The organism is Streptomyces sp. SAI-127, assembly GCF_029894425.1.
Lineage (GTDB): Bacteria > Actinomycetota > Actinomycetes > Streptomycetales > Streptomycetaceae > Streptomyces.
The window spans coordinates 346,119-364,934 of the sequence record NZ_JARXYJ010000003.1 but is presented as its reverse complement, the minus strand read 5'-3'; the positions used below and the strand labels follow the sequence as shown (position 1 = coordinate 364,934).

13 protein-coding genes and 1 pseudogene are annotated in these 18,816 nt (G+C 70.1%); 6 read left to right on the top strand and 8 right to left on the bottom strand.

From position 1 onward, the window contains the following. Positions 1–293 precede the first annotated feature (293 nt). Positions 294–488 (bottom strand): hypothetical protein, encoded by a 195-nt coding sequence (locus M2157_RS49050; protein ID WP_280868781.1) that lies wholly within the window; start codon positions 486–488, stop codon positions 294–296. A 258-nt stretch (positions 489–746) separates the two neighbouring features. On the opposite strand from M2157_RS49050, the gene M2157_RS49045 reads away from it, so the two are divergent. Both M2157_RS49045 and M2157_RS49040 read left to right on the top strand, forming a co-directional pair. Continuing rightward, positions 747–1,202: a hypothetical protein gene (locus M2157_RS49045; protein WP_280868780.1), complete on the top strand. Its 456-nt coding sequence runs from the start codon at positions 747–749 to the stop codon at positions 1,200–1,202. Positions 1,203–1,253: 51 nt separating this feature from the next. Next, positions 1,254–3,926: a DEAD/DEAH box helicase gene (locus tag M2157_RS49040; RefSeq protein ID WP_280868779.1), complete on the top strand. Its 2,673-nt coding sequence runs from the start codon at positions 1,254–1,256 to the stop codon at positions 3,924–3,926. A gap of 92 nt (positions 3,927–4,018) precedes the next feature. Here M2157_RS49040 and M2157_RS49035 read toward each other — a convergent pair whose 3' ends face one another. Genes M2157_RS49035 through M2157_RS49025 form a run of 3 tightly spaced genes read right to left on the bottom strand, consistent with a single transcriptional unit; the run spans position 4,019 to position 7,546 of the window. Further along, positions 4,019–4,705: a hypothetical protein gene (locus tag M2157_RS49035; RefSeq protein ID WP_280863918.1), complete on the bottom strand. Its 687-nt coding sequence runs from the start codon at positions 4,703–4,705 to the stop codon at positions 4,019–4,021. 51 nt (positions 4,706–4,756) lie between these two features. After that, the gene (locus M2157_RS49030; RefSeq protein ID WP_280863919.1) at positions 4,757–5,314 is read right to left on the bottom strand and encodes an XRE family transcriptional regulator; all 558 of its coding nucleotides are present in this window, start codon (positions 5,312–5,314) and stop codon (positions 4,757–4,759) included. A 12-nt stretch (positions 5,315–5,326) separates the two neighbouring features. Further along, positions 5,327–7,546, bottom strand: coding sequence for a helix-turn-helix transcriptional regulator (locus tag M2157_RS49025; protein WP_280863920.1), 2,220 nt, complete (start codon positions 7,544–7,546; stop codon positions 5,327–5,329). 270 nt (positions 7,547–7,816) lie between these two features. Here M2157_RS49025 and M2157_RS49020 point away from each other — a divergent pair, with 270 nt between their 5' ends. Beyond that, a complete protein-coding gene (locus M2157_RS49020; protein ID WP_280863921.1) occupies positions 7,817–8,371 on the top strand; it encodes an XRE family transcriptional regulator in 555 nt (184 codons plus the stop codon). Between the two features lie 302 nt (positions 8,372–8,673). On the opposite strand, the gene M2157_RS49015 is transcribed toward M2157_RS49020, so the two are convergent. The 3 genes from M2157_RS49015 to M2157_RS49005 form a co-directional block, all read right to left on the bottom strand. Then, positions 8,674–9,543 (bottom strand): hypothetical protein, encoded by an 870-nt coding sequence (locus tag M2157_RS49015; RefSeq protein ID WP_280863922.1) that lies wholly within the window; start codon positions 9,541–9,543, stop codon positions 8,674–8,676. A gap of 13 nt (positions 9,544–9,556) precedes the next feature. Further along, entirely contained in the window at positions 9,557–12,124 is a 2,568-nt protein-coding gene (locus M2157_RS49010) for an AAA family ATPase (protein ID WP_280868778.1), read from the bottom strand. 82 nt (positions 12,125–12,206) lie between these two features. Continuing rightward, positions 12,207–13,550 carry an ATP-binding protein gene (locus M2157_RS49005; protein WP_280863927.1) on the bottom strand — a complete coding sequence of 448 codons (1,344 nt, stop codon included), beginning with the start codon at positions 13,548–13,550 and terminating at the stop codon, positions 12,207–12,209. Positions 13,551–14,603: 1,053 nt separating this feature from the next. Here M2157_RS49005 and M2157_RS49000 point away from each other — a divergent pair. Further along, positions 14,604–15,161 (top strand): XRE family transcriptional regulator, encoded by a 558-nt coding sequence (locus M2157_RS49000; protein WP_280868777.1) that lies wholly within the window; start codon positions 14,604–14,606, stop codon positions 15,159–15,161. Between the two features lie 123 nt (positions 15,162–15,284). Here M2157_RS49000 and M2157_RS48995 read toward each other — a convergent pair whose 3' ends face one another. Continuing rightward, a complete protein-coding gene (locus tag M2157_RS48995; RefSeq protein WP_280868776.1) occupies positions 15,285–15,707 on the bottom strand; it encodes a hypothetical protein in 423 nt (140 codons plus the stop codon). Between the two features lie 686 nt (positions 15,708–16,393). Here M2157_RS48995 and M2157_RS48990 point away from each other — a divergent pair. After that, positions 16,394–17,776 (top strand): SMI1/KNR4 family protein, encoded by a 1,383-nt coding sequence (locus M2157_RS48990; protein ID WP_280868775.1) that lies wholly within the window; start codon positions 16,394–16,396, stop codon positions 17,774–17,776. A gap of 286 nt (positions 17,777–18,062) precedes the next feature. After that, positions 18,063–18,813: pseudogene (locus tag M2157_RS48985) on the top strand (transposase family protein). The last annotated feature ends 3 nt before the right edge of the window (positions 18,814–18,816 follow it).

Here is an 18,816-nt window from a genome sequence, read left to right as displayed (position 1 = left end):
GCGCGCGGGTGTTGCGCTCCCGCTCCGCGGGAGCGCTGGCGGGAGCGCTCCGCGTCCCGCTCTCCGAGCCTGCTTCGCAGGCTCGGTGATGCTCCGTTCGCTGCGCTACCGGAGCTGTGGGGGCTGCGCCCCTTTGGGGGTCTTCCGCTTCGCTCCAGACTGGGGGCGGTCCGCTGCGCTCCCGCCCTGAGGGTCCTTGCGGCTGCGCCTTCAGGACCTGGGGCCCGCTGACGCGGGCCTGGCTGGCTGCGAGGGGTGGATGTTCTGGGGATTCTTGCCTCGGGTTGTTTTGGTCACTTGTGTTGTTGCTGGTGAGTCTGTGTCTCGAAGTCGCGTCGTGCTGCCGCGCTTTGGTCTTCGATGAGTCCGGCATTGTCGGGCAGGTCCAGGGCGGTGCTGCAGTGCTTGCAGAGTTTCCCGTCTTCGGCCGACGTGCCGCATGTCTTGCAGAATTGGTTGCCTTGGTCGTTTCCGGTCTGGAAGGTCATAGCTCTCCTGGGGGTGGTGGTGGGTGTGGAGTACCCGTGACGTCGAGGTTGGTTCACTGCGGGGGCTTTGGCTGTGATTTGATGCAGCATGTAGGATTGGGAAAGATTATGGGCACCCGTTGGTACAGCGTTTGGGAACTGGGGATTCTGGTGGGTAATACGCGAGCTTACCCGGTGTATCGGTCGGCTGATGTGGCGAGCATCGTTTCTGTCGCTTCTTCTCTTGTTCGCTGTGGGGATGCCCATGAGGAGAGTACGGTGGGCCTCGATGCCGAACTCCAGGATGTTCGCGATGTCATGAGGGTCCGTGAGCTCTTTCCCGAGGCGGTGTACACCCACCGGCGTTCCGACTTCCGGGGAGTCGATCTGCCTGTTGATACGGCAGCGTTGGCTGGACTGCTGCCGATGAACCTCGCCGCGGAAGAGGACCTGAGGGGGGACGTGCTCTCCAGGGCTGTAGAGGTGCTGCGGCCGGCGGTGTGGGGTCAGCTTGCCTGGATGGGTCTCAGCTGGCCGGCCGTGCCGGAACTCAACCTCGGGCCGGAGTACGCACGATCGGGCGTTCAGGCATGCTTCAACACTGACGCCAACTTGGAACCGGTGGCAGGACATACGGTCTACGTCCACGTCTACCGAGGTGACGAAGACAGGGCGCGGCACCTTGCCCGCATGATCGGAAAGGACGTTGTCGGCCCGCCTGAGCACGGCTGGTGAGGTTCTGTTTCCGGGTCCGTGCGGGTGATCGAGAGGGAGAACGGGCGAGAGATGCGGGGCCTATTTCAGCTTCGAGGGCATCAGGTGGACCAGAAGAACCAATTCCGAAAATGGGTCGGATTTTCTGCAAGATCGTCTGTTCCTCGCCAGGGGGCTCGGGGCACGATCGTGTCAGCGACCGGGTCGGGCAAGACGATCACGGCCGCTGCGTGCGCGCTGGAGTGCTTCCCCGGCGGGCGGATCCTGGTGACCGTGCCGACTCTGGACCTGCTCGTGCAGACCGCCCAGGCGTGGCGGGCTGTGGGCCACCGCTCCCCCATGATCGCGGTCTGCTCGCTGGAGAACGATCCGGTGCTCAACTCGCTGGGAGTGCGCACCACCACCAACCCGATCCAGCTCGCCCTGTGGGCCCGGTCGGGGCCCGTCGTCGTGTTCGCCACTTACGCCTCTCTGGTGGACCGCGAGGACTTCGAGGAGCCGATGGGTCAGGGACGCGTTCGCGGGCCGCTGGAGGCTGCTCTGGCGGGCGGAGAGCGGCTGTATGGACAGCGCATGGACGGTTTTTCGCTTGCCATCGTGGATGAGGCCCACGGTACGGCAGGGGATCTAGGTCGTCCGTGGGCGGCGATCCACGACAACCAGCGGATCCCGGCGGACTTCCGGCTCTACCTCACCGCGACCCCGCGCATCCTCGCCGCGCCCCAGCCGCAGAAGGGCGCGGACGGCCAGGAGGTGGAGATCGCGTCGATGGGCCAGGACTCCGACACCTACGGACCGTGGCTGGCCGAACTCGGGCTGAGCGAGGCGATCGAGCGGGGCATCCTCGCCGGGTTCGAGATCGACGTGCTGGAGATCCGCGACCCCTCACCCGCCCTCGGGGAATCGCAGGAGGCGCAGCGGGGCCGGCGCCTGGCCCTGCTGCAGACCGCCCTGTTGGAGCACGCCGCCGCGTGGAATCTGCGCACGGTGATGACTTTCCATCAGAAAGTGGAGGAGGCGGCGGCGTTCGCGGAGAAGATGCCGGAGACGGCCGCGGAGCTGTACGCCCGCGACGCCTCCGACGACGACCTAGCGGCCGCTGACCAGCTCCCCGCATCGTCGATCGACGCGGAGTTCTACGAGCTCGAGGCCGGCCGCCACGTACCCCCGGACCGCGTCTGGTCGGCATGGCTGTGCGGCGACCACCTCGTATCCGAACGACGCGAGGTGCTGCGGCAGTTCGCAGGCGGCATCGGCGCGGCCGGCCGCCGGGTCCACCGCGCGTTCCTCGCAAGCTGCCGCGTCCTCGGGGAAGGCGTCGACATCACCGGCGAGCGGGGAGTCGAGGCCATCTGCTTCGCCGACACCCGCGGCTCACAGGTCGAGATCGTGCAAAACATCGGCCGCGCACTCCGGCTGAACCGCGACGGCACCACGAAGGTCGCGCGCATCATCGTGCCCGTCTTCCTCGAGCCCGGCGAAGACCCCACCGACATGGTCGCCTCCGCCAGTTTCCGCCCCCTTGTAGCCGTCCTCCAAGGACTCCGCAGTCATGATGAACGACTCGTCGAGCAGCTCGCCTCCCGCGCCCTCACCAGCGGGAAACGCAAGGTCCACGTCCGGCGCGATGAAGACGGCCAGATCATCGGAGCCGGCGGCGACGGCGAGGACCAGGAGCAGGACGGCACCGACGCCGCAGCCGAAGCGGCCCTGCTGCACTTCTCCACACCGCGCGACGCCGCCACCATCGCGGCCTTCCTGCGCACCCGGGTCTACCGGCCCGAATCCCTCGTGTGGCTTGAGGGCTACCAAGCCCTCATCCACTGGCGGAAAAAGCACCACATCACCGGCCTCTACGCCATCCCCTACGACACCGAGACCCAAGTCGGCGTCACGAAAGACTTTCCCCTGGGGCGATGGGTCCACCAGCAGCGCAAGGCCCTGCGGGCCGGGGAACTGGAGCCGCGACGCAAAGAGCTGCTGGACGCCCCCGAGGCCGGAATGGTCTGGGAGCCCGGCGAAGAAGCCTGGGAGAACAAACTCGCCGCGCTGCGCTCCTACCGGCAGGCCACCGGGCACCTCGCCCCGAGGCAGGACGCTGTCTGGGGCGAGGGCGAGGGCGAGGCAATGGTGCCGGTCGGACAGCACATCGCCAACCTCCGCCGCAAGGGCGGCCTTGGCAAGGACCCGGAGCGGGCCGCGCATCGCGCACAGCAGCTGGCGGCGATCGACCCGGACTGGAACTGCCCATGGCCACTGGACTGGCAACGCCACCACCGCGTCCTCGCCGACCTCGCCGCCGACGAACCCGGCGGCGTCCTGCCCGACATCGCACCCGGCGTCCTCTTCGACGGCGACGACATCGGCAAGTGGCTGAAGCGGCAGAAACAGCCGGCCACCTGGAAGCAGCTGTCCACCGAACAGCAGGAACGGCTGACCAAACTGGGCATCAAGCCCGTCCAGACACCGTCTCCGGCCCCTGCGGCCACACGTGCGACGAAGGGCCCGGGCAAGGCGCAGCAGGCCTTCCAACGCGGCCTGGCAGCCCTCGCCCAGTGGGTCGAACGGGAAGGCGCCCACCGGCCTGTACCGCGCGGACACACTGAAGAGATCACGGTCGACGGCGAAACCGAACCGGTGGTCATCAAGCTCGGCGTATGGACATCGAACACCCGTGCCAGGCGGGACAAGCTCACCGAGGAACAGCTCGACGCACTACGAGAACTCGGCATGGAATGGGCGTGACGCCGACACCGCCCGGCTGTTGCGCCGGATCGCGCAGGGCCCCCGGGACACGATATCGGGGCCGCGCTTTTTCAGCCGCCACGGCGCTCGCGTCACGCCTCGTCATGCCAGGGGAAGCCATCCGGGTCCGTGGCGGCACGGGTCCTGACCCGCTCATCGTCATGGCCGCGGATCTGGTCCAGGAACGGGAAGTCTTCCGGCTGCACGGCCAGTTTGGCGACAGGGGCCACTGGTACGGGACTTGCCCATTGGGCCGGCTGCACCAAGACATCGCCGACCCGCATCCGCGGCTGCAGCTCGAAGGTGTCGGCGGGCAGCAGGTACACCGTGCCGGGACGCCAGGGCTGCTGCTTCAGCGCCCGCGCGCTGATGGAGAAGTAGTAGTGCGGCTCGCCGAGCCGCTCGCTGCCGTTGTCGAGGCGGGCGCAGCCATTGATCAACGACATCGGGTGGTGGTCCCGGTCCAGGATCGCGTAGTACATCGGCCAGAGCCCGTCGCCGGCGGCGAAGACCGCGCGACGGTTGCCGAACTCGCTGCTGTCGTTCGGCTGCCGGGGCTCGAAGCGGCTGATCGCCGGATCGCCCGAGCCGTGCAACAGCAGTCTGCCGCGGTCTGCGGCACGGCAGAGGAACTGCCATTTCGGCGCCTCGATCCGGTAGTCGATGGGCTCATCGGGACCGTTCGCGAGCGCTTGCTCCAGCAGTCGGTCGAAGGATGCCAACGTTGTGCGGTCCGAGGGTGCAGCGGGACGCGTCATCCAGTACGCAGGCAGCTTCATCAAAGCAACCTATCCAGCGCACCGCACGGAGTCGCCTGGGTTGTTCGAGATCTACAGGTCGAACTCGAGGTGCTCGATGTCCGTGAACCGGACCTCCTCCAGGCTTCCCGCGCGGCGGCCGCCGTCCTGGAAGTAGACCTCCTTGAGCGCTTCGGCGGCGATCTCCTTCAGCTGCTGGTCGGTGGCGCCGGCCTCTTGGGCGTTGAAGAGTCGGGCGGCGTAGCGGGGCGGCAGGGCGACGGTCAGGTGCCGGATGCGGTCCTGGTCCGTCGACCCGATCGGCGCGGTGTAGCCGAGGCGGGCGCGGGTGTCGACGACGATGCCGCCGGTGGTCGCCGCCTTCTGCCGGGCCTTGGCCCTAATCTGTGGCTGCCAGCGCTTCTTCACCTCGCGCTCCAGTCGCGCGGCGAGGTCCGGGCGGGGCTTCTTGATCTGGTCCTTCACGTACCGCTCGACGGTGCGCTGCGAGATGCGCAGCATCTGGGCGACCGCCTTGGTGCTTTTGAGCTGCTTGACCAGGTACCGCATCTGCGCGCCCGCGCTCTTGGGTGCCGGGCGGGTGAACGCCTTCTGCACTGCGGCTTCCAGGCCGTCCCCGAACAGGCTCATCGTCGCCTTCTCCTATTCTCCGTTGTCGGCGTCGGTGACGGTGCCGTCCTTGATGTACCGGGCGAGGTTGAGCTCGGGGGCGTTGAACCGCTCGCGGACCTCTTCGCCCCACAGGACGCTCTGGGTGCCCTCGTGCTTGACCAGGCCGGGGTTGATGCCGAGCTTGAAGCCGCCGGGCAGCGGCTTGCCGTCCCGGTAGGGCAGGAAGTCCAGCGGCGAGGTGCCGTTGGCGGCGTAGACGACGCAGTCGGACAGGACCGCGATCGGGTACTGGCCGGTGAAGCTGGCGTGCTTGACGATCTTGCGGTGCAGGTTGATCCGGGTGCGGGAGATGACCGCCGCGCGGATGTCCGGCCGCCACGTCGGGCGGGACAGCGCACGCCACGGCTCGCCCGGACGCCAGCCCTCACCCCGGGGCCGCTCGCGCAGCTTGCCCAGGCCGCCTTTCACCGTCGCCTTGATCGCGGAGACGACGATCGCCAGCTCCGGGTCACGGCCGCGGTAGCCGTCCATCGCGGCGAGGAAGTCGGCCGGCGACAGGTCGGCGTCGACACCGAGGTCGGCCATCGTGGCGAGGTAGGCGTCGCGCAGCCGGTTGTACCAGCCGTCCAGGTAACGGCCGTTCTCGTAACGGACGTACGCCTCGAGCGGCACGACGTCGTAGCCGAGCTCCACCGCGTACGCCACGGTCGGCGTCGCGTACCAGGCCGGACCCTCCGGTTGCTCGCCCTTCGGTGTGAACGGGCTGGGCAGCAGACTCGCGTCCAGGTCCGCCCACGTGTCCTTGCCGACCTTCACCCGGGACAGGTCCACATGGGAGAGGTCGACCAGCCACGAGCCGGGCAGCTTCGCGTCGAACACCGGCGCCTTGACGTGGGTGGGCGCACCGATGCCGACGACCAGGCCGTTGGCGCCGGCGGCGAAGGCCATGTTCACGTCGATGCCGACCAGGTGCCGCAGCGTGCACTCGGCATCGGTCATCGGCCGCGCCCAGTCGTACGCCTCCTCGAACAGCTTCTCCCCCGGGCCGCGGACGTGGAACCGGGGCAGGTCCTTGAGAAGCGGGTGGCCGTCGGGGGCCTCGCACGGCGCGCAGTCCACCGGATCCTTGCCCAGCGAGCCGGGGTTGTGCTCGGAGTGCCGCTTGCCCGTCGCGTCCGGTTCGGAGGCACGGGTCGGTGGGTGCAGAGCAGTCATCAGCTCCAGGCCGGTCACCGCGGTCGATCCGCGCGGCGTCATCACCCGCGATGCGTACACGCCCAGCACGCGCGCGAGTTGCGCCGGCGGCAGCTGCCCGGCCTCGCCCCAGTGCCGGGTATCCAAGGCGTTCCACGACGGGATGCACAACTGCACGCAGGCCCGCTCCGAACCCTGCGCGGGGCGGTAGATCCGCGCCCACGGCCCGAACCCGCGCTTGGTCAGCTTCCACTCCGCACGGGCCAGCTGCTTGATGACCTTGTGGCCCTCGGGGATCCGCCCGGTGAGCCGCTCCTCCTCCGTGAGGGCGGCCGGCAGGCCGTAGCGCTCCAGTGCGGACGGGGTGAGCACGAGCAGCGGGTCGGCGTCCTTGCCCGGGCCGGACAGCTTCGGCGCCCCGAGCTTCGCCTCCGTGAGCGTCCAGTCCACCAGGGACGGAATCGACTTGGCGGGCACGTCCAGGACCAGCCCGCCGGTGCAGTACGCCAGCACCTGACCGTCGGCGACGCCGACGACCGCAAGCGGCCCGTTCTCGAACCGTGCATCGGCGCCATCGGCTGGGGTGCCGGCGGGGGCGGTCTTACGCGCGGGCTGCCGACGTGACGTCGGCCTGGTCGTTGCCGCCGGATGCGGCACAGCGGCGGGGCGCAGTGCGGTGTCCTCGGATACACGCTCTGGGATCGGGCCTGTGGGTTCGGTGCGGGCTTGGGCCGGTTCAGTTCCCGTTGGCGCAGGAGCCGCTGGGAGGGCAGGCGTCTCGGGGACCGCCGTGTCCTCAGCGGGCACCGGGGCGTTGGCGGGGTAGAGCTGGGCGAGTTGCTTGAGCATGCGCGCGTATGCGTCGCGCTCCGGCGGCCGCGGCTCGGTCTTGCCGGCCTCCCAGCCGCTGACCGTCGCCCGCCGCACCTGCAGTGCGGCGGCCACCTCGTCCAGCGTCAGCCCGTGCGCCTGGCGCAGCCGTTTGCGTTCCGCCGGGGGCGGCAGCGGGGAGCGGGACGCGATGAGCGCGTCGACGGCGTCGAACAGCTCGGACATGCAGCACCTCCTGCCCCAACCCTAGCGTGAAGCGCATGTTTCGCGTACGAACCGCGTACGGATGGCGTAAATGGCGGTTGGGGGTTCACGGTTGTTCCCTGAAAGGCGTCCGCAGGCTTGGGTTGCTGCAGGCTCTTTAGCCGGGGGCCCGCGGTGGTGTCCTGGCTATGCCTGAACTGGCCGGGGGGAGCGGCTTGGTGTGAGAGATCTGGGAGAGCAGACGGCCGCCGTGCACCAGTCATCGCGGCGGCAGAACGCTCGGGGGCGGGCATGGGTGAGATCGTCAAAGGGCTCGAACGAGCGTTGCTGACCCGTCCCGTGCCTACGAAGGATGCCGCTGTGCGCTTCCTGCTCAAGGCGGAGAAGAGCTCCACGAAGAACGTGGCCGTCCTCCTGGGGATCTCCCAGCGCACGGTACAGCGGTGGGTCACCACCCGGCCGGGAATGCGCCGCCGTCCCAGTGCTGTGCATGCGGGGTTGATCGATGAGGCCGTCAGGGCACGGTGGCAGCCCCTGGTGCGCTCCCGCCGACGGGCCCGGGCCGAGGCCGACGGGTTTGTCTTCCACACCAGGGCGCGGTTCGGTTTCGCCGCTCCGGCAGGCTCCTCGGACGATCCGCGGGTACGGCTGATCACCCAGTACCTGTCGGGAGAAGTGGCCCGCGAGCTGTTCGCCGCCCGGGACGCCGGCGGAGGCGAGCAGCAGCAGATGGTGATCCTCGCCCGTGCTCTGGGACATGCCTACTTCCGGGACGGAGGCCGGCGCGCCCACGGTCTCGGGATCGCCTTCACTGACGTGGAGTTCGCCGATTTCTCCATCGACTGACCACGCCCCTGGCTCGCTGTGCCGCGCGGCGCCGTCTTTCCCTTGCCGGCCCTGGGTGTCGGGGGCTGGGCTCAGGGCGAAGGTGGGGTCTGGTGCCGGGTCAGCATCGTGTCGTAGCGCTGTGCTTCCTTGCGTTCGCGCCAGTCCCACTGGATACGGCCGGTGCGCTGGCCGGCGGGCGGTTGTGGCGGGCGAAGCCTCGCTGCTTCGGCCACGCGCAGCAGGTGGGTGCGGTCGTGGGGGCCGGCCAGCAGGTGCTGGTCCTGGGCCGGGGGCGAGCCGGGCGAAGCACACGGCAGCCTTCAGGAAGGTGCGTGCCCACGGCGGCACGCTGTAGGTGGCGCAGCCGTCGGTGTAGCGGGCGCGGTCGTGCAGGGCCAGGCTGGCCGCCGCGTCGTCGTAGTCGCCGGGGCGGGCGGTGGCGAGTTGCTGGAAGGAGGCGCCTGTGAATGACGCGGCGGTGAGGGCGGCGGCCAGCGGGGGTGGGCGGTCACGGTGGCCAGGCGTCGGGCGATCTCCCGGACTGTCTGCTGGGTGAGGGGTGCGGGTGGCGGGCGGTGCCGGAAGACGATCGGCGGCGGCGTGCACGGGCCGGTACATGGGGCGGGGCTGTCGTAGGAGACCAGGCGCTCCAGCACGGGCAGAGTGAGCCACCGGTCTGCCGGCCGGGCGGCCTCGTCCGCAGGCGGGGGTACGGGAGCGGGTGTGCCGTAGTAGTGACGGCGGGCGGCCTGGAAGTCGGCGATGACGGCGTAGTCGGCCGTCTGCAGCGCCTGGTGCAGGGCGGCGGGCAGATGGGGGCGGTGGCAGACCAGGGTCAGGTGGATGCCGGTGAGGGTGCGCATCTGCAGGAGGCGCATCGTGCGGCGGGCGGTGAGGCGGTGGGCGCGCAGGACGGTCAGCCGGGTGACGGGCAGGGCCGTGATCCAGGCGGTGGCGGCTTCCCAGGCGGGCTGACGGCCGGCGGGGAAACGCCCCGGGAGCAGGGGCGGCTTGCCCAGAGCGGCCAGAAGGTCGTGGGCGAGGCCGGTCTCGCTGGTGCTGCCCGGGCCGGGGTGCAGGGTGATCCGCCCGGAGGGCGGATGGTGGGCGGCCAGGGCCGTGTGCGTGTGGATCGCATCGTCGCCCGGGTCGAGGACCACGGCGACGCACGGTGGCATGGTGGGCGGCATGGCGGCGTGGTGGTCAGGCGAGGCGGCTGAAGGCCCAGCGCAGCAGTTCCCGGTCGGCCCGGGGCCGGCCGGTGCGGGCGAGCGCGGTACGGGTGTGGGCGGTCAACTGGGCCCAGGCGCGAAAGTTGCCATGGGCGGCGTGGCTGTCGGCGAAAGCGATGTCGTCGGGGTCGGCGTCGGCCCACACCGGATGGAACAGGGGGATGACCTGCTGGACTTCATCTGGGGTGAGGCGGGTGAAGTGCTGCCAGATGAAGATGCGGGAGGAGAGCATCGGTTCGCGGCGCAGCACGGTGTGGCAGCCCTCGCCGCCGACGAAGACGACCGCGAAGCGGGTGGCGGGCTCGTCCCACAGGTAGCGGAAGTATTCGAACGCTTCTCCGTTGAGCCACTGGGCCTCGTCGACGAGGAAGGTGCGGGGGTGTTCGGCCAGGGAGGTTTTCAGCAGGCGGTCGAACTCGCTGGGATGGCGGGGTGGTTCACCGGGCAGGTCGAGCGCGGTGAACAGCTCGTAGCGCACGGCCCGGGCGGTGGGGCGGGCACGGAAGGTGACCCGTCGGACATCCTCTGCGGGTTCGAGTTCGTGCAGGCAGGTGTTGACCGCGAGCGTCTTGCCGTGGCCGGCACCGCCGTGGATGCACATCATGGCGCGTGCGGCGACGGTGTCGGTGATGTTCTCCCGCGCGGTGAGCAGGGCCCGGGTGGTGACGACGGCCGCGTCGGGCAGGTCGACGTACTGGTAGGAGGCCGCGGTCATCAGGCGTCTCCTGCGGGTCGGGAGCCGGTCTCCGGCGCAACGTCCCCTGGCGGGTCTGCTGGAGCGGAGGCGGGCGGGGGCGTCGCTGTGCCGGCCGCAAGGGCGGGCGGAGTGCGCCAGTGCGCCGGAGGCGGGGCGGGCGGGGATCAGGTCGGGCAGTGCCAGCCGTGCGACGTCGGTGTAGTCGGCGGCGGCGAGTTCACGCTCTACCTGGGCGGCCGTGACGGCTCCCAGCCGCTGGGCGGGCTCCGCACTGGTGGTGGGGGCGAATCGCTGGCGGCGCAGGCGTTCGGCGGCCTTCACGTCGGCGCGCAGGCGCCGGGCGCGCTCCGCACGTGCCTCGCGCAGCGCCTGCAACTGCTCGGGAGTGGCTGCGTCCGCGAGGTGCGCCGGGCCGAGGTGTCGGCCTCGGGCGTCGCAGACCTCGATCTCGTGGTCGTGGTGCGGCATGTAGCGCACGCGGACCTGGCGGCCGGCCTGGCCGGTCATCCACGCGGCGGTGTAGGTGCGGCCGCGCCAGCTCACGCCGTGGCTGGTCAGCTTCCGCAGCCGGCCGTCGTCCTCGAGAGTGAAGGCCCACAGGTCGGCGGCGGGGATGTCGGTGACAGGGGTCGGATCGGCCTGCCACGCCTCCAGCGGCGTACGGCCCGACAGGGCTTTCGGGCGGTGCGCGATGTTCCACCAGTTCGTCCACGCCAGGACCTCCGCGGTGAAGTCCTGGAACGACAGGGCGGACACCGCCCCCGCAGTACGACCGCGCCGCTGCGCGCGGGGCCCGGTGGGCCCGGCGGTGTAGCCGGGCAGGGCGGCGAACAGCATCCGGTCCGCAGCCCGGTTGAGGCTCTCCACCGTGCCTTTCAGATGCGGGCTGTAGGCAGGCAGGTCCTTGACCGTCACGCCCATCGCGCCGAGCGCCGTGGTGACGGCCGCCGACAGGAAATCCTTGCCCCGGTCCACCCTCACCAGCTCCGGCACTCCCCCGGCCGGGCCGTAGGGCTCATCCCGCACCACTGCGGCACGCAAGGCGGCCAGCACCGACGCGCGGGAGGGATGGCCCGGAGTGACAGCGGTGCCGGTGATGACCTTGGTGGCGGTGTCGATGAACCAGGTGATCCACGGGCGCACCAGGTCGCCGTCGGCGTCGACCAGCAGCGGGGCCTGGACGTGGTCGGTCTCCCAGGCGTAGTTGCGCCATGACGGCGGCCGCTTGCCGAACACGTCATGGGCGCGTGCTGCCTCCGCTCCGATGGCGAGACCGGCGCGCTCCCCCGCCGTCAGATCACGGCGCAGCGCGCGCAGGAACGTCGACAGCGACGGGACCGGATCCAGCAGCGGCACCTGCGACAGGGCTGCCCCACCCGGAACAGCCACCGGGTCCGGCGGGACGGGCGCGGCAGTACCGGACGTCTGCGCGCGTACGCCCCCGGCCTCGGCCGCGGCGCGCTCCACGAGCTGGCGGTGGACTGCGGAGGCGTTGCCGTGCCAGTACGCCAGCAGCACCCGGATCTCCGCGGTGATCTCGAACCGGCCGGTGCGGCGGGCTCCGGGATGCGCAGCCGCCGCCGGACTCCGGGACGCCTCGGCCAGCCACCGCCATACCGTGCGCTCCGACGCCCCCAGGCACTCCCCCGCCAGCCGCACATGCTGCCGCGAAAGACCGCCCCGGGCCCGCAACGCCAGCAGGCGCCGCACCGCGGGCGCCCGCAGCGCAACCAGCGACTGCTTCCCGAGCACACCCGCCGGATCCCCCGGCGGTGGCAGCCACTGCCCTCCCGCGTCAACGCCGCGGCCGCCATGGGTGTCCCGCGGTCCGTTGTCCGTCATCGCGCCGCTTCACCTCCGCGCCGAACGGGATGAGGTGCTCCGCCGCCGGAACCGGTGTGCCCCGGGCGCGTAAGAGGGGCCGTCATGAGTACGGACCGAGCCGGGCGCAGGCCTGGCCGATCGCATCCCGATCCACGCCCGCACCAGGGTCGCGGCCCCGGGCCGCACAGACATGCGAGGTGATCTTCGCCCAGGTACGGAAGTTACCGCGGGCAGTCTGCTCATCCGCCCGCCCCAGGTCGGCCGGATCAGCGTCCTCCCACACCGGGTGAAACAGACCCAGCGTCCGCGGCACATCCTCCGTGTCGAGACGGCTGACCTGATGCCAGGTCAGGACCCTGGAACGCATCGCCGCGGCCCGGGCCAGCGCCCGCTCACTGCCCGCCCCGCACAGCACCAGGGCAGCCGCACAACCCGGCGAATCCCACAGCTGGCGCAGGTAGTCCAGCACCGGCGGCGACAAACGCTGCGCGTCGTCAAGGAACAGCACACCCGGCTCGGCCAGCGCCTCCGCCAGCGCCTGGTCAGCCGGACCGGCACGATGGGTCAAGGACCCCGACGGCAGCCCCAGCGCCTCGCACAACGCGGCCCGCACCTGCGGCAGCCCGGGCCTGACCCCCACCACCGCCCGCCACACCGGCACCCGGCCAGGCAGCAGATGCAGAGCCTGCTCGACCGCGACCGTCTTCCCCAGCCCCGTGTCCCCGTACACGCAGCCGATCCCCCGCGCGGCAACCGTGTGCCCCACCGCCTCCACCACCTGGGCCACCTGCCGCGTGGACACCAGCCGCGCCCCCGGCGCATACAGACGCACCCCACCCGACACCCGGGCCCGCGAAGCGGTCTTCACCGCGCCGGGCCGTTCCTCACCATCGGTATCCGACGGCAAGGCGTCCGGGCCGTCCACGACCGGCGGGCCGTTCGCACCATCTGTGAAGCCGAGTTCGGCCAGGGCCCGGTCGTACCGGCTCGGCTCCACCCGGCCCGACGCCGTGCGGGCGACCTGAAGCACCCGGCCCGCCCTCAGCTCGCCCTTGATCGCACGGTGCAGCGTCGCCAGGGACGGCACCAACTCCGCCCCCCACCGCTCCAGCACGCCCTCCTCCTGTGCCCGGAGCATCCTGCGGCGCAACTCGGCGACGTTCCCGCCGACCTGGGTGAGCACCTCCCACAACGGGTCGCCCACCGTGAACCCGCCCCGCCGCGGCCGCGCCTCCACCCGCCCCTCGGCCAGCCACCGCCACACCGTCCGCTCCGACACCCCCGCCAACCCCGCCGCGATCCGCACATGCAACGCCGACAAACCGCCCTCACGTTCCACCGCCAGCAGCCGCCGCACCACCACCGACCGCACCACCCGGCCAGCCTCCGCCGAACCCGCCGGACCCGACACCGCCTCCCCCACCGGGGCCTGCAAAACCGTCACACGGCCAACCCCACCCGCCCCGGCCACCCACCCACACAAAAACAGGCAAACCCAACACAGCCGGCCCGCAACCTGCTAACCACACCGTGACAGCCACCCGGTCACCCCATGACAGCAACCACTTCCACGACCCGGCCCCGTGAACCACTGCCAGCACCCCGAACGCCGGCCGTCAGCGACGCGCCCGATGGAGGCGCCGGTCCAGTACCGGCTTATGGCGCCCGGGCCGACTCTCCAGGATGTGCTCGCACGTTCGGGCCCCCGCCACGAACTCGCCGCCGGTGCGAGCCGCCATCGCCCGGAAGAACGCCCGCCCATCCGGGGACTGGCTACTGGTCGACCAGCGATACCCCGGACCGTCCAGAAGTGCCCTGCCGACAAGGCGCGTACCGAGACCTTGCCGCTGCACATCCGGAGAGAGCGAGATCTTCGAAATGACACCCCGCTCGCACTGATGACACACCTTCCACACCAGCCGCGCATCCGATATCCCGTCACGCCCGTAGACACGAATATCCTGGAACCCAGCAGGCCCCGTCGCGGCGTGCAGCAGAAAAAACCACTCAGTCCTCGGACGGCGAAGAAGCATCCACCGCCAACGAAACTCATCCAGCCCGTCAGGCGTCCTCATCGGAACTCCCTCGCCCACCCACTGCCGAGTCCAAGTCTCGCGAGCGTCACTGCGGTTGTCCCTCACACCACAGGAACAGCCACCCCCACGACAGCCGACCTACCCCACACTCGCCGGAAAAAAGCAGCCACTTGGTCACCCCATGACAGCAGACCCGGCCGCAACCACCCCCCATGACCAGGCACCGAGCATCCCATCCCGCTGACACCCACCCAATGCCACCAACGCGCCCACTCACACCATGCTCTGGGCCGTCGACCTCATGGAGCAGGGCTACAACCCCGCCCGCCACATCAAGGGCGGCGACGCCGTCCTCGACGAAGGAGAGTAGGCCAGTGCCCGACACCGGCCCCACGCACAACACCCGGTTCCCGCCGGCCGATACCGGCGGCCAGGACCCCACCGTCGAGAAGGGCTGAGCCGTGGCAGAGATCGAGGACGCCATCGAGCGGGCCGACCAGGAGAGCTTCACCCGCCAGCCGCCCAAGACACTCAAAGGGCAGATCGGCTACCTGATCAAGCAGCTCAAGACGACCCGGGCTGTCGCCGAGGAGATCGGCGTCAGCCAGCGGTCGGTGGAGCGCTACCGCAAAGGCGAACGCAAGCACCCGCCCCGGGCCATCGCGGATCGGATCGACGCCGCCGTACGGCAGCGCTGGCAGCCCCAGGTCCGCAAACGCCGACAGCAACAAGCCGCCACCGCCACCGGGATCACCGTGGAGACCACGGCACGGTTCGGGTACACGGCGCCCATCGGTACGACCGACGACGGAAGATTCCCCCGCCTGACGGTGCATCTCCCCCCGGCGTACGCGCAGCGCCTCTTCGACGCCCGCAACCCCGGCGCCAGCGGCCAGCAGATGCGCCAGATCATCGCCGAAGGACTCAAAGAGATCTACTTCCAGGACAGCGGCAGCCGCGCTCTGGGACTCTCCGACGTCACCCTCAACGACATCGACTACCTCGACCTCGACTACTGACCTCACACCGATCGGCGGGCCCGGCACCTGCTTGGGTGAGCCGAAGCAAGGTAGTTGTCACAAAGGCATCCTTGTTGTCACCGAGCCAGCGGGCATCCCCCATCGAACCCGGGAACGTGACCCTCAACGGGCCGCCGCCAGGCGCTCCGGGAGTCGCGTGATCGCGGCGGCCACCGCGAACCCGAGTGTGACGCCGGCGGCGGAGGCGATGGTCGCCGCCCAAGCCGCTTCGAGGGAGCCGGGCAGGGCGGCGCTGGTGAGCCGGCTCGCGCCGGAAAGGGGCGCCACTGCGGCCAGTGCGGCCGGCCAGCGGTGCCGTACCCCATCGATGATGTCGTCGACGACATTCCAGAGGAGCATCACAGCCATGATGTAGGAACCGCCGAATTCATCGTCCCAACCCACCGCGGTGACCGTGGCCCCGAAGGCGAGCACCAACAGCCACACCCCTATCAGCCGCCAATAGGGCGTGGGTTGCTGCCGTCCTGCACCACGGGGGATCCAGAAGAACCGTGTGATGCGCTGGACGACCGTGTCCTTCTGCATGGTCCGCGTCCCGTTCCCCCGTGGCCGACTCCGGTTGGTGCTCAAGAGTAGGACGTACGGCAGCGCGCCGCGGTTGTGGAGTCTCACTGCGAATCAGCGCGGCACGGTCACCCTCATTACCCAGGAGTTCCGCGCCGCCGTCGCTGCGGCGAGCCCTTTGGGAGCCGTCCGGGAGTCGTTGGCAAACTCGGCCCGCTTCCGGCGTGGTGTGTAGGTGACAGCAACCCAGCCGATTCCATCGCCGGTGACGAGTAGCGTGCCGATGCCGGTAACAAATACCCTGCTTCGCCGACGCGGCGCCGCAGGTCGGCGTTCGTCGCTGGTGACACCTATCGTGCGTCGGCTCATTGGGTGACTGAGCGCTTCAGTTGGCGAGTGAGCGTGACACTTGGCGAGCTGAGCGTTCAGTGTCGATCTTTGCCGCAAGGCGGTTGGCGTCCTCGACTTCTGTGGGGCCGGCGCAGAGGTCGGCGGTGTGAGAGTTCGGCATCGAGGACGGCCTGGCTCCGATGGGGCTCCGGCACGTCTCTTGCCTCGCCAGGAGCGCCGCGCCGACAGGAGGACAGATTCAACTGATCGCCGGCTAATCTCTCGCTGTTGGACGACACCGGACGGCTGACGTGATTGTCGGCGGCGGACGACATAATCACCACCGTCATGATCACCGAGCCGGCCGGAGGCTGCTGTTGTCCTCGCTGCATGATTTCGCCACCTGGGAGCCTCTGCTGCGGCTCCTGCGGACAGCCCACACGGAGACCCTCGCGGCGCCGGGCGGCCACGTGGCGGGGAGTATCGGTCGGGGCTCGTGGAGCGTGCCCGTACAGCGGCGGCGCCCGCAGCCCGGGCGTGCCCTGCTGGTGTCGGACATGCAGGAGGAGTTCGACGCGATCGAGCGGGTGCGGAACGCGCTCACCGCGGCGGAAGTTGCCCACATCGCGTTCACCGTGGAGATCGAGCCGAGCGGGAAGGCTGTGCTTCATCTGTTTGATCCCAGCCCTGCTGCGGATCCCGGCCTCGGTAACGCTCACCCGGGGGCGCTGCTCCTGGTCGAGGGGGCGGTGCCCGAGCCGTGGCGCCGCCTGCCCGAGGCCGTGCCCGGGGCGCGGCCGGCTCCGTCCGTGGATCTGGCATTGCTGGAACGGACGTTGCGTGAGCGGATACCCGAGGCGATCGGCGCCACCGAGGCGGAGATCGTCGCGTCGGAGGCCCGTCTGGGAGTGGCGCTGCCCGGGGAGATCAAGGTGCTCTACCGGGTGACGCGCGCGCGGTGGGCGGACTGGGGTGACGACAACGAGGCGGCGCAGCGCGTCTTCGACGCGGTTGGCTTCGAGCTGGGCTCCCTGGACGACGTTTCCATCGCCGACAGATCGTGCCGTCCGTTCCGTTGGGAACACGCGGCGATGGAGGCGGCTGTCACCGGGCCGGACGCCGCCGTGCAGGACCTGGTCGGCTCGCCCGGATGGATCGTCATCGGCGGCACCGGCGGCGGGGACTGGGTCGCCGTCGACCTGACGCCGGGCCCGTGCGGCCACACCGGACAGATCATCGTGCTCGACCACGAACAGAGCGTCGGAGCCCAACTGTTCGCCGAGTCCCTCACCGCCCTGGTCCAGGATCCGGAACGGGACTGGTACTCCGGGCACCGCCGGGCCGAACTTCCCTACGTGGCGTGGGTCAACCACCGGAGCATCAGGAGCATTGAGGCCGCGGCCCACCCCGAACTGGAAGCGCTGAGCCTCGGCGTCTGGGACGGTGAACCATTCAGCCTGGCACCCGTTATCGGGCTGCCACGCCTGCGTACCCTCTCCTGCTACGCCGGGACGCTTGCCGATCCACTGGAGATCGCCGGGCTGACAGGGCTGGAGTTCCTCGAACTCACGCCGGAGGACTGGCGAGTCCTGCTCGACGCCGGTGCTGTCCCGCGCAGCCTGGCGGCCGCCGCTATCAAGGCGTATGGCGACCGGGACACGCGCGCGATCGTCGCCATGGCGAACGAGATCCTCGCTCTCTGGGACCGCCCCCCGATCCCCGAGACCATTGTCCACGGCGACCTCGGGCCCCTGCTGTAGCGACCGTGACAGCAGTCCTGAACGCTTCAACTGGCGAAACTCACCAACTGAAGCGCTCCGCCACACCCGACTGAGCCGAAGCACGATAGTTGTCACAGAGACCTGCTTGTGGACACCAAGCTCGCAGGACGGCAGGACGGGCCCGCTCAGGGCGACTGACGGCATGAGACTGAGCTCTTCAGCGTGGCCACTGATCGGGTGAGGACGTCAGCGTCCGCAACGGACAAGGCCCCTATGCCGTTGAGAGAGGTGTTCGACGTCTCAACTCATTGGCACAGGAGCCTTGTTGGTTCCCTATCCTGCCGCACTCGACCTGCCTCATGCCCTGGTCGAGTGGGGTCACCATGCTCATCGTCACCCGCGAGGGTGACCGCCGCTGCAAGCTCCCGCCGCACCAGCGTGCCCTGGTCGGCCTGGTGTACCTGAGCCGGCTCGACACCCTCGCCCAACTCGCGGCCGGCTTCGGCATTTCCGTCGGCACCGCCCACGCCAACACGGCAGCCGTCATCGACCTGCTCGCCGAGCGAGCCCCCGGGGTTCTGCGGGCCCTGCGCGAAGCCGACCCCGACTACGTCCTTCTGGACGGCACCCTCGCGGAGTGCGACCAGGTCGGCGACAGCCGGGCCGACTTCTCACAGAAACACCGACGCCACGGGGTGAACGTCCAGGTGGTAACCGATCCGGCAGGACGACTGCTGTGGATCTCGCCCGCCCTGCCCGGCCGTGCGCACGACCTGACCGCGGCCCGCACCCACCGGATCATCCGAATCTGCGAACGCCAAGGCATCCCCATCCTCGCCGACCGCGGCTACATGGGAGCGGGCCCCTGGGTGACCACACCCCTCAGACGCCTGCCAGGCCGCGACCTCACGCCCACCCAGCAAACCGTCAACCGCGCGCTGTCTTCAGCCCGGGCACCGGTCGAGCGCGGCGTCGCACGGCTCAAGTCCTGGCGGATCTTCCGCAAAGCCCGGTGCAGCCCGAATCGAATGTCGTCAATCGCCGCCGCCGTCCTCCCCCTGGAGCAGCAACGCTGAAAA